This is a genomic window from Rhodococcus sp. ARC_M6 (assembly GCF_022810305.1).
Taxonomy (GTDB): domain Bacteria; phylum Actinomycetota; class Actinomycetes; order Mycobacteriales; family Mycobacteriaceae; genus Rhodococcus_F.
In genome coordinates this window covers 129,092-140,257 of record NZ_JALGQH010000007.1, presented here as the reverse complement: position 1 = coordinate 140,257, position 11,166 = coordinate 129,092, and the positions used below count along the sequence as shown (strand labels likewise).

Below are 11,166 nucleotides of genomic sequence, written 5' to 3'. Positions count from 1 at the left end.
CGAGCCACCTCATTCCTTTTCGCACCACCACAACAACTGCACCCTGCCGATGTGCAACCGACAGATTAGGCGACGAGAAGGTCGATTTCATCAAAATGGAATCACGTGTCGGACGAGCGTCCAATCCGACCGGTTGACCGCAGCGCATATCTGCTTCGGCCAGGGGTTTCTTTGCGACGCCTCACCGATGCCGCCGAAGTGAACACGTGTCGATTCCGGCGCTACGGCCTTCCCCGGCGGTGGGGTCGAGCGGTTCCACTTTCGGAAAGCTGCAAGCATGCACTGCCCACCGAACAAACAAATCGCCGTACGAAGCGCAATTGCGCTTCGTACGGCGATCTTCTCAAACCTGCCGACCCGTGAATAGTGACAAAGGTCCGAATTCAGCTAATGTACCGACCGGCCGGGACTGATCCGAATACTTTCGGCCCACAACCACCTGGTGGACATCGAGCAGAATCCGGGCGCGTAATCATCGAGCTAAGTTTCGAGTTCGAGAAACTCCGCACTGCGGACCGTCCCAACGCGCGGGGCACCGGTCACCAACCCCGACGCCCCCTCGTAGTGACACAACCTCACGGGCAGTTCGAGCAGTTTGCCACGATTAAAGTGCGTGGTCTTTGGTTTCCACCAGAGCCCAGGTGCAGACGAAACTCAACACACCGAGGACGGCCAGCATGATGCCGATAGCCATGCTCCCGTACGCCGAAGCAAGCGGTGCTGCGATCAGCGGCGGAACAGCACCGCCGAGGACGCCGGCGAGGTTGTAGCCGAGACCGGCACCGGTGTAGCGGTAGCGAGTCTGGAACATCTCCGGAAGCAGCGCGCCGCAGGGACCGTAGGCGATTCCGAAGATCATCAACGTTCCGAACATTCCGAGCACGAAGGCGATAGGCGATCCGGTGTCGAGAAGTGGGAAAAGGACCAGCGCCCAGACGACAGCCATGCCACACGAGATCATGATGACCTTACGACGCCCGATCCTGTCGGAGTACAGCGCCGAGACGATGATTGCAGCGCCGAAGACAAATGCCGAGGCGATGCCGACTGACAAGACGAACGGCCGCGAGAAGCCGAGTGTCTTGGTGCCGTAGCTCGTCAGGAAGGCAGTACCCATGTAGAAGAAGGCGAACAGGCAAGCCAGAGCACCCGCCGAGAGCAAGATTTCCTTGGACTGGAAGCGCCACGCGTCCAGGAACGGCAGAGTGCGAGGTGCCTCGTTCTTCTCAGCTGCAACGCGCTCGGCCTGCTCGGCCTTGAACACCGGAGTTTCTTCGATAGCGAGGCGCATGTAGAGCCCGATGCCGACCAGAACGATGGAGAACAGGAACGGGATACGCCACCCGTAATCAAGGAACGCTTGATTGGTGTCGCCGAGAACCGCGCCGGTAATGAGGAACGTACTGCTGGAGAGAATAAATGCGATGGCCGGACCCAACTGTGGGAACATCGCATACAAGCCGCGTTTACCCGGTGGCGCGTATTCGGCAGTCAGCAGGGTCGCGCCGGCCCACTCACCGCCTACCGCGAAACCTTGCCCGAATCGCAAGACCACCAAGATGATCGGCGCTGCGATACCGATAGTGGCAGCGCCGGGAAGCAAGCCGATGAGGAGCGTCGAGATGCCCATGAGCAGCAGCGTGGAAATCAGCGTTTTCTTGCGGCCGATACGATCACCGAAGTGCCCGAACAACATTGCGCCGACGGGTCGTGCAATGAACGCCACGGCAAAGGTGGCGAACGACGCAACCGTGCCGGCAGTAGCACCCAAAGCCGGGAAGAACACCGTCGGAAACACAAGTGCCGCAGCAGTTCCGTAGATGAAGAAGTCGTAGAACTCAATAGTCGTGCCGATGCAACTGGCGATGGCCACTCGCCGCACGCTCGTCTTGTTGGCGGGGACTGTTGCAATGCCTGCGGCACTGGTTTCCCCTGATGGAGAGACTGTTGTCACTCGTTTCCTCCGTGGTCCGGTGGCGACTCCCTGTGGGTGTCACCTTCGATAGAAGGAAAGGTAGTGATACGGCTCACCCCCGCACTACCCCCGAAAGTGGGTGATCGTGATTTGCATCACGAATCATATGCAAAAGTAACGGGTTTCACCTTGAAAAATAACCGAAGAAGGCCGCCCAACTCACACTCGAGTTGAGCGGCCGCTTTCAGATACTGCCGTCAGTTCTGGGTCTTGCCCGCTGCCTCACACAACTCCTGGCGAATCTCCACCCAGACAGTGGCGTACGAGTCGATACCCGGCTCAGCAATCCACTTCAACTCTCCCGCTTGAACTTTCGTCAACGCGCTGGAGAACAGATCCTGGTAGCGAGACAAGCGCGGAACGAAGGCCGACAGATCATCGAACACATTGGACGCGCGACGGTCCAGGGCTGCGAGAGTGTCGGCGTCAGCACGTGCAACGAGGGCAGAGAATTCCTCGTCGAGCGGCAGGAATGCCTCGAGCACTTCGAGAATCGAATCCTCGTCAATCGAGACGCGCTCAGCGTCCAGTTGATCGTTCAGCTCAGTAAGACCCTTCTCGGTCAGGCTGATCATGCTCTCACTCTCGAGCGCCTTACCCTGCGCAATCAGGGCGTCGTAAGCAGCTTGTCCGGACGCGGCACTGACTCCCAAATGCTCGGCAAGAACGGAAGATCCAACCCGCCCCTTGAGTCGCACCGACTGAAGCAGCGCCAACTCGTCCACATTGCCGGCAAAGGCCATCGCATTCTCCTCATTACGTGCCGCCGGGGGCGGCTCTGCATTCGACGCGAACTCCACCCGAGAGCTCGCTGCCCCACTGGGCAAGATCAATCTGCCCCGAAGGGCAAACCAATCTCATCACAACGATCCAGGCCGTAGCGCTGCCACCTGTGATCAGGAAACTGACCGACGCGTGCGACCTACCGGGCATACGGTACCTTTGGCGCGTGAAACCCACCCTCGTGTCAGTGGTGATCCCGGCGTACAACGCTATGGAGCACATCGACGAACAGTTGACGGCTCTGGCCTCGCAAGATTACGACGGTGAGTTCGAAGTCATCGTCAGCGACAACCGCTCAACCGACGGTCTTGCACAGTTCATTGCGAACCACCCCGCCACTGATGCATTGTCCCTCCAGGTCGTGAATGCCTCCGAAGCTCGCGGAGGCGGCTACGCACGCAACGTGGGAGTTGCAGCTTCCCGCGGTGATTTCATCGCGTTCTGCGACGCGGACGACCGCGTGCACCCATCCTGGCTGACGGCCATCACGCGTGCTGCCGAAAACTCCGACGCTGTCGGCGGAGTTGTGGAAACTACGTCGATCAACTCCGCCGAGGTCGCCACGTGGCGCACGTTCACCACCGAAACACAGTTCGGCAGCAATGATTTCCTTCCCTACGGCATTACCTGCACCTTCGGGATCTGGCGCGCAGCTTTTGACGTGATCGACGGATTCGACCTCCGATACGTCAATTCAGGCGAGGACATCGACCTGAGTTGGCGACTGCAATTGGCCGGAATGACACTGGCGCACGCTCCAGATGCGGTTGTTGCGTACCGCCTACGTAGCACCTATCGCGGAACGTGGAATCAAACGCGCGCCTACGGAATTGCGACGGCGCAGCTGTACTCACGTTTCCGCGATCACGGCCAGAAACGGACGGCTCCGCGAGAGCTCGCACTAACCGTACTTGCACTACTCATTTTCAACCCCCTAATCCCCCAACGGATCTGTCCGATGCCACGCGGCCGTTGGTTCGTTCACGCCGGCAACTTGGTTGGAAAGATCCAAGGCAGCGTCAAACATCGCGTCCTGTACATCTGAGAGCTATTCGAGCGTCAGCGCCTCGCCCGCAGGCAGCTCGTCGGTGCGCGAAGTGTCCTTGAGATCTACACCCGAGCGACCCAATTTTCGGGCGCCGGCAACCAAACTCGCAACGACGCGGGCAGCCTGCTCGTAGCCCAATCCTTCCGGCGGATGGATGTTGGAGATGCAGTTTCGATCGGCATCGGTACGTCCGACGCGTGGGAGGTGCGTCAGATAGATCCCGACGCTGTCCGCGACGGACAGGCCGGGGCGTTCGCCGATCAGAACGATAGCGGTCTGCACTCCCATCGCCGACGCTATGTGATCGCCGAGCGCAACCCGCGCGTTGGTCGCAATGACCGGCAATGCAAGGGAATAACGCTCCCCCAATACCGCAACCAGCGCGGAGAGCAATTGCTCACCGTGATCCATCAGGGCACGCGGCGAAAGTCCGTCGGCCAGGATAAATCCGATCTCCTTGTCGGAGTGCTCGATCGAACGCAGGTCTGCCGGCCGGCGGCCCAGATCCGGTCGACGCAAATACTCACTACGTGAAGACACCGCGCTGGTCACCAGTGCCGGCGCTCCGATGCCGACAGCCTCGACCCGCTGAGCGAGCGTCTGTGTGTCGAGTGGAACATGAACGGCGTCGCGGGCCGCGGCATGAGCGGCCTTGAACTCGAGAACTCGACTGGTAGGCAGGGAATCTCCGCTGCGGCCCAAACCGATTCGGGACTGGGTGGTCTTACGAAGCGGGCCCCAGAAATCGGAGACCAGCGCGTTGTCGTCGATCATCATTTCACCGTCAACGATCGCAGTGGGGATGATCCGGCATCGATCGGGAGCACCCGACCGTTGTCGTCCGTCATCCCCAAACCGTGTAGCCACGCCTCGAACTCGGGGGCGGGTTGCAGGTCGAGTACGCGGCGCACATACAGCGCATCATGGAACGCGAGACTTTGATAGCCCAGCATCACGTCGTCGGCGCCGGGAACAGCGATCACAAAGGCTGCGCCGGCCACTCCGAGCAACGTCAACAGGTTGTCCATGTCGTCCTGATCGGCCTCGGCATGGTTGGTGTAGCAGACGTCGACACCCATCGGCAGGCCCAGAAGCTTTCCGCAGAAGTGATCTTCCAATCCTGCCCGAATGATCTGCTTGCCGTCGTACAGATACTCAGGCCCGATGAATCCGACCACCGAATTGACGAGCAGTGGTTCGAGATCCCGTGCTACCTCGTAAGCCCGTGTTTCGAGAGTCTGTTGATCTACCGGCGCTCCCCCGGTACCGAGATGATGCCCAGAACTGAGCGCCGATCCCTGCCCCGTCTCGAGGTACATGACGTTGTTTCCGACGGTCCCCCGGTTCAAGGACCGTCCGGCTTCGTTTCCTTCACGCAGCAACGGAATGTTCACTCCGAAACCCGAATTGGCACCTTCGGTACCGGCGATCGACTGGAAGACCAAATCTACGGGGACACCGGATTCGATGAGTCCGATCGTGGTGGTGACGTGCGACAGCACGCAGGATTGTGTCGGGATTTCGAACCGCTGCCGGATGTCGTCGAGAAGATGCAACAGATCCGACGTCGCCTGCGGAGAGTCCGTCGCGGGGTTGATCCCGATGACGGCGTCACCGCAGCCCATCAGAAGACCGTCGAGTGTGGCTGCGGCGATTCCGTGTGGGTCGTCGGTGGGATGGTTGGGCTGCAACCGGGTGCTGAGTCGCCCCGGCAGTCCGATGGTGGTCCGGAACCCCGCGGTGACGGTGATCGCCTTCGCGACGGCAATCAAATCTTGATTGCGCATGATCTTGCTGACCGCTGCCACCATCTCCGGGGTAAGGCCCCGGCTCACCGCCGCGAGCACCGCTGCGGCGCCGGGCGCCGACGCAGTCTCGAGCAGCCAGTCGCGGAATCCTCCGACGGTCAGATGCGCGACCGGTTGGAACGCCAGTCGATCGTGGCTGTCGATGATGAGTCTGGTGACCTCGTCATCTTCGTACGGAACCAGGAGGTCTTCCAGAAAGACCTTCAGTGGCAGTTCTGCCAAAACCCATTGGGCAGCAGCACGTTCCGCATCGGAATGCGCAGCGCAACCTGACAACTCGTCACCTGATCGCAGCGGTGTCGCCTTGGCCATGAGGTCGACGAGACCGTCGAACGTGTAGGTGGTTCCGGATATCTGTTGGTGATACGTGCTCATCCCAGTTCTTCTTCCGCCTGTGCAAGTACAGCAAACTCCTCATCGGGTGAGTTGGCAACAAGGTGATGACGGCTGTAGAGACCGAAGTATGCCATCAACACAGCGAATGCGACCAATGTAAGAAGTGCTGCAACAGGATCGACCAGGAACGTTGCCACCACCGATACAGCGGCGATGACGAGCGCAAACGACGTTGTGACGATCCCGCCGGGGGTCCGGTACGGGCGGGGCATGTTCGGCTCGCGCTTACGAAGCACGATGTGGCTCACCATCATCAGTACGTAGCTGACAGCCGCGCCGAATACCGCCATGTTGAGCAGCATGGCACCTTCGCCGGTGAGCGAGAGAGCAAATCCGATGATGCCGGGAACGACGAGTGCGAGTGTCGGAGCCTTGCGCTTGTTGGTGATCGAGAGATTTTTGGGCAGATATCCGGCACGCGAGAGCGCAAACGTCTGGCGAGAGTACGCATACATGATGGAAAAGAAGCTTGCGACCAGGCCGGCGAGTCCGATGTAGTTGACTGCCTTGGCAGCTCCGCTGTCGCCGAGTGCTTCGACCAACGGATTTCCCGAGGTAGCCAATGCGTCGGCCCCAACCGCTCCGGTGGCGAGGAACAGGACCGCTGCACCCGTGACGATCAGGATCAGCATGCTGATGATGATGCCTCGCGGAACGTTCTTCTCCGGCTCACGTGCTTCTTCGGCTGCAAGCGGAACGCCTTCCACTGCAAGGAAGAACCAGATCGCGAAGGGTACTGCAGCCCAGATTCCGAGCAATCCGAAGGGCAGGAAGGATGACGACCCCACGGCAGTTGAATCAACGGCGATATCGGTCAAATTCGACGAATCGAACAGTCCCACAGCCGAAACCGCGAAGACGATCAATCCCACCAGTGCGATCGCGGTGATGATGAACATCGCCTTGAGTGCCTCACCGGCGCCGGTCAGGTGAATTCCGATGAAGATTGCATACACCGCCAGATACACCCACCACCCGTCGGTAATTCCGAACAGGTTCAGGGACTCGACGTAGGCTCCGATGAACGTCGCGATCGCCGCCGGCGCGATGGAATACTCGATGAGAATTGCTGTGCCCGTCGCAAATCCACCCCAAGGGCCCAATGCACGTCGCGCAAAGGTGTACCCGCCGCCGGCCGCCGGAAGCGCGGACGACATCTCCGCCATTCCCAGCACCATGGCCAGGTACATACCCGCGATGACAACGGCCGCGATGAGCAGGCCACCGAATCCGCCCTCGGCCAATCCGTTGTTCCATCCGGCGTAGTCGCCGGAAATTACATAGCTGACGCCCAACCCGGCCAGAAGCACCCATCCGGCGGTGCCTTTTCGCAGTGTTCGTTTCTCGAGATACGAGTTGTCTTCCGCATGAAAGTCCGCGCCGTCATGGTGAGCGCCGGATGCAGCGCGCTGATCAGCTTTGCCGGGCACTTGATCTGAAAGAGACATGTCTATCCCCTTGAATCGGTCAAAAATGAGACGCCGCAAACGAATGCGTCGTATGAGGTGAACCGTAGGACCATGAAGTTAAGAGCGGCCACCGCGGGATGACGGCGATGTAACGGCTCAGTCTCGGCTGGTCGTTCCCGGAACAGGGCAGGCATCGATAGCTTCGGCGACAACCTGAGGAACGGTGGGTGGGTGAGGCCGCACTCCGGCCTCCCAATCCGCACCGACCAGAATGGTCGACGAGTTCAGAGACACATTCTCTTCGGGCGCGAAAGCCCTTGCTCGACTGAGGAATCGATATCCTTCAGGAGCTTCCAAGCTGAATCCGCCGCCGCGGCCCGGCACGACGTCCAGAACGAGTTGGGTGTGCTTCCAGGCTTCGAACTGGGAACCGGAAATCCACACCGTAACGGCGTCGATTCCCGTCGGCAGATCCGCCGGAACCTCGCCGACCCCGAGCCTCAAGTCGATGACACCGAGTAGTACATCGCGGTCACCGACGATGAATTCGCCTGCGGGATAACACATCGGCGCGCTGCCGTCACAGCATCCACCGGACTGATGCATCATGAGTTCACCATGATTCCCACTGAGGCGGCGCAAGAGATCGGCCGCCCCAGCGGTGGTCACGAGACGAGGTGGAACGACGCCGGCTGAGCTGGCACCTGGCTCAGCAATATCTGGGGCGTTCATTCCAACCTCCGTATGTTCGTTACTCGAGCTGACCTGGTGCAATCACCGGATCAGAAGAAGCCCTGAGCCTTCTGCGCGTAGCTGACCAGGAGGTTCTTGGTCTGCTGGTAGTGCGAGAGCATCATCAAGTGATTCTCGCGGCCGATACCGGACTGCTTGTATCCGCCGAACGCAGCGTGCGCCGGGTACTGGTGGTACGTGTTGGTCCACACACGACCCGCCTGGATATCACGGCCCGCACGGTAAGCGGTTCCACCGTCTCGTGCCCAGACACCGGCGCCGAGGCCGTAGAGGGTGTCGTTGGCAATTTCGATGGCTTCTTCGTAATCCTTGAACGACGTAACGGAGACGACCGGTCCGAAAATCTCTTCCTGGAAGATGCGCATCTTGTTGTGGCCGGTGAAGATCGTCGGCTGCACGTAGTAGCCGCCGGCGAGGTCGCCGCCCAACTGAGCGCGTTCACCACCGGTGATGACCTTGGCGCCTTCAGCCTTACCGATTTCGATGTAGGACAGGATCTTCTCGAGCTGGTCGTTGCTGGCCTGCGCACCGATCATCGTCTCGGTGTCGAGCGGATTGCCCTGGCGCACAGCCTTGGTGCGGATAGCTGCCATGGCGAGAAAGTCGTCGAAAATGTCTTCCTGGATCAGAGCACGGGACGGGCACGTGCAGACCTCACCCTGATTGAGGGCGAACATCGTGAAGCCCTCGAGAGCCTTGTCCTGGTAATCGTCATTGGATGCGAGGACATCGGAGAAGAACAGATTGGGGCTCTTGCCGCCAAGCTCGAGAGTGACCGGAATGAGGTTCTGCGACGCGTACTGCATGATCAAGCGTCCGGTGGTGGTCTCACCGGTGAAGGCGATCTTCTTGATGCGAGGGCTCGACGCCAACGGCTTGCCGGCTTCGACACCGAATCCGTTGACGATGTTGAGCACACCAGCCGGCAGCAAGTCGCCGATGATGCCGATGAGGTGCAGGATCGAGACGGGAGTCTGCTCTGCGGGCTTGAGGACTATTGCGTTACCGGCGGCAAGCGCAGGGGCCAGCTTCCACACCGCCATCAGGATCGGGAAGTTCCACGGAATGATCTGTCCGACCACACCGAGCGGCTCGTGAAAGTGGTAGGCAACGGTGTCGGAGTCAATCTCGGACAGCGAACCTTCCTGTGCGCGAATAGCTCCCGCAAAGTAGCGGAAGTGATCGATGGCCAGGGGAATATCGGCGTTCAGGGTTTCGCGGATCGGCTTGCCGTTGTCCCAGGACTCGGCGAGTGCGATGGATTCGAGGTTCTCTTCCATCCGATCGGCGATCTTGTTCAAGATGATGGCACGCTCGGCAACAGAGGTCTTGCCCCAAGCCGGAGCGGCTGCGTGTGCCGCGTCGAGTGCAAGCTCGATATCTTCTGCGGTGGAGCGAGCTACGTCGCAGAAGTTCTGCCCCGTTACCGGAGTCGGGTTCTCGAAGTACTGGCCCTTGACTGGTGCGACCCACTCGTTTCCGATCCAGTTGTCGTAACGAGACTGGAAGGACATGATCGCGTCGGCGGTACCGGGGCGGGCGTACACGGTCATTTGCAAGCTCCTCTGTGAACGGATCTTCGCCTGTGACCACCGAGTTCATGGCCACAGCCCCACCCCCGCGGGGTGTGATTCACAACACTAGGAGAGACAACGTTGCAAGTACGTTGCGCTCAGAGACGCAACTGCCGGTCGAGGACGTCAATCTTGGCTTTGACCTGGGAATACAACGCAGATTTTGGATCGAGCGTCGACAAGTACGCCTCCCAGACGACGGAATCTTCGCGCCCGTGGACGGAGGTAGTCCAGCGCGCCAACAGAGCTGCATCGCCGCCGCGAAGCAGGGCTGCCTGAACGCGCGTGCGAAGTTCATCTCGGATGGCGTCGATGCCCGGAGAGGCCGATCCGCTCAGAACCGGCCCCGTGTACAGGCGCATGGCAGTCGCCGCGTCACCTCGATCCAACGCACTCCGAACGTCATCGACATCGGTAGTGAACTCGGTAATGATGCGATACGGCCTCGACGCCAACCTGTCGGCACCGAAAACCTTACGTAGGCGCGACATTTCAGCGCGGATGGTGACACCGTCCAGCTCACCTTCGTCAAGGAGAACCGCAAGATGATCCGCGCTCAGGCCCTCAGGATGCTCGGAGAGCAACAACAAGATTTCGGCATGACGTTGCGACATCTGAATCCGCTCACCCCCGCGGACGAGTGTGGGCCGTCCGCCGCCGAACGTGTCCAACCGGGGCGCCGAGGCCGTCAGCGGGATCGGCGAGTTGAGGAGGTGGAACCGTAGTTCCGACTCCGCAGCCGCCACGGTTGCACGGATCAACGACAACACTTCCGGGACAGCGACGCGTGGCCCGCCCGTGATATCGATGGCACCGAGAATCTGCCCGGTAGTGGGGTCATGGACCGGCGCCGCCGAACAACTCCAATCGTGCACTGTCCGATTGAAGTGCTCCGAGCCGAAGATCTGCACCGAGTGATCGATTGCGAGTGCGGTGCCCGGCGCATTGGTACCGACACGATCCTCGCTCCAGTCGGCGCCCTCGACGAAGTTCATCGACAACGCCTTGTCCTTGGCGGAACTGTCACCCTCCACCCAGAGCAATCGGCCGTGCGCGTCACTGATCGCGATCAACAACCCAGTCTCGGCAGCATCTTCTACCAGCAGCTTTCGGATCACCGGACGAATGAGCGACATGGGATGCGTCGATCGGTAGTTCTCGAGTTCGAGACCTTCGAGCATCTCGGGATTTCCGACGACGTCGGGATCGACGCCTTTGTTTCGGCTGCGCATCCAGGATTCGAGCACGACGGAACGTACGTGCGAGTCGTCGGGAAGGCCATGCCCCGGCCCGTCGTGGGCATCGATGAACAACTGATGAGCGCTGGAGAGTCGACGCGCCAGCAGCGCCACGTCATCTCCTGGCCGTACTGCCACCCACGGGTTGCCGTACACAGCCTGTTCACGTGCCATATTCTGCG

9 protein-coding genes are annotated in these 11,166 nt (G+C 60.2%); 1 reads left to right on the top strand and 8 read right to left on the bottom strand.

Features of this window, described 5'->3' with window-relative positions; all coding sequences use genetic code 11:
• Positions 1 to 604: 604 nt before the first annotated feature.
• Both MTX36_RS11155 and MTX36_RS11150 read right to left on the bottom strand, forming a co-directional pair.
• Positions 605 to 1,954 carry an MFS transporter gene (locus MTX36_RS11155; protein ID WP_374230464.1) on the bottom strand — a complete coding sequence of 450 codons (1,350 nt, stop codon included), beginning with the start codon at positions 1,952 to 1,954 and terminating at the stop codon, positions 605 to 607.
• A 218-nt stretch (positions 1,955 to 2,172) separates the two neighbouring features.
• Complete coding sequence (locus MTX36_RS11150) at positions 2,173 to 2,718, bottom strand: hypothetical protein (protein ID WP_243619805.1); 546 nt, start codon at positions 2,716 to 2,718, stop codon at positions 2,173 to 2,175.
• Positions 2,719 to 2,924: 206 nt separating this feature from the next.
• Between MTX36_RS11150 and MTX36_RS11145 the strand changes: the two genes are divergently transcribed.
• Positions 2,925 to 3,803: a glycosyltransferase family 2 protein gene (locus tag MTX36_RS11145; protein WP_243619804.1), complete on the top strand. Its 879-nt coding sequence runs from the start codon at positions 2,925 to 2,927 to the stop codon at positions 3,801 to 3,803.
• 3 nt (positions 3,804 to 3,806) lie between these two features.
• On the opposite strand, the gene eutC is transcribed toward MTX36_RS11145, so the two are convergent.
• The 6 genes from eutC to MTX36_RS11115 form a co-directional block, all read right to left on the bottom strand.
• The gene (gene eutC / locus MTX36_RS11140; protein WP_243619834.1) at positions 3,807 to 4,580 is read right to left on the bottom strand and encodes an ethanolamine ammonia-lyase subunit EutC; all 774 of its coding nucleotides are present in this window, start codon (positions 4,578 to 4,580) and stop codon (positions 3,807 to 3,809) included.
• Positions 4,580 to 5,989 carry an ethanolamine ammonia-lyase subunit EutB gene (locus MTX36_RS11135; protein WP_243619803.1) on the bottom strand — a complete coding sequence of 470 codons (1,410 nt, stop codon included), beginning with the start codon at positions 5,987 to 5,989 and terminating at the stop codon, positions 4,580 to 4,582. Before MTX36_RS11135 ends, eutC begins: the two co-directional genes overlap by 1 nt.
• Positions 5,986 to 7,458, bottom strand: a complete 1,473-nt coding sequence (gene eat, locus MTX36_RS11130; protein WP_243619802.1) for an ethanolamine permease — start codon at positions 7,456 to 7,458, stop codon at positions 5,986 to 5,988. Before eat ends, MTX36_RS11135 begins: the two co-directional genes overlap by 4 nt.
• A 117-nt stretch (positions 7,459 to 7,575) precedes the next feature.
• Positions 7,576 to 8,151, bottom strand: coding sequence for a DUF779 domain-containing protein (locus MTX36_RS11125; RefSeq protein WP_243619801.1), 576 nt, complete (start codon positions 8,149 to 8,151; stop codon positions 7,576 to 7,578).
• Between the two features lie 50 nt (positions 8,152 to 8,201).
• Positions 8,202 to 9,725 carry an aldehyde dehydrogenase gene (gene adh / locus MTX36_RS11120; RefSeq protein WP_243619800.1) on the bottom strand — a complete coding sequence of 508 codons (1,524 nt, stop codon included), beginning with the start codon at positions 9,723 to 9,725 and terminating at the stop codon, positions 8,202 to 8,204.
• Between the two features lie 119 nt (positions 9,726 to 9,844).
• Positions 9,845 to 11,158, bottom strand: coding sequence for a helix-turn-helix domain-containing protein (locus MTX36_RS11115; protein WP_243619799.1), 1,314 nt, complete (start codon positions 11,156 to 11,158; stop codon positions 9,845 to 9,847).
• Between the last annotated feature and the right edge of the window lie 8 nt (positions 11,159 to 11,166).

Excerpts from the sequence above, each read along its gene's own strand:
- MTX36_RS11150 (WP_243619805.1), bottom strand. The coding sequence starts at position 2,718 with ATGGCCTTTGCCGGCAATGTGGACGAGTTGGCGCTGCTTCAGTCGGTG.
- eutC (WP_243619834.1), bottom strand. The coding sequence starts at position 4,580 with ATGATCGACGACAACGCGCTGGTCTCCGATTTCTGGGGCCCGCTTCGT.
- MTX36_RS11135 (WP_243619803.1), bottom strand. The coding sequence starts at position 5,989 with ATGAGCACGTATCACCAACAGATATCCGGAACCACCTACACGTTCGAC.
- eat (WP_243619802.1), bottom strand. The coding sequence starts at position 7,458 with ATGTCTCTTTCAGATCAAGTGCCCGGCAAAGCTGATCAGCGCGCTGCA.
- MTX36_RS11125 (WP_243619801.1), bottom strand. The coding sequence starts at position 8,151 with ATGAACGCCCCAGATATTGCTGAGCCAGGTGCCAGCTCAGCCGGCGTC.
- adh (WP_243619800.1), bottom strand. The coding sequence starts at position 9,725 with ATGACCGTGTACGCCCGCCCCGGTACCGCCGACGCGATCATGTCCTTC.
- MTX36_RS11115 (WP_243619799.1), bottom strand. The coding sequence starts at position 11,158 with ATGGCACGTGAACAGGCTGTGTACGGCAACCCGTGGGTGGCAGTACGG.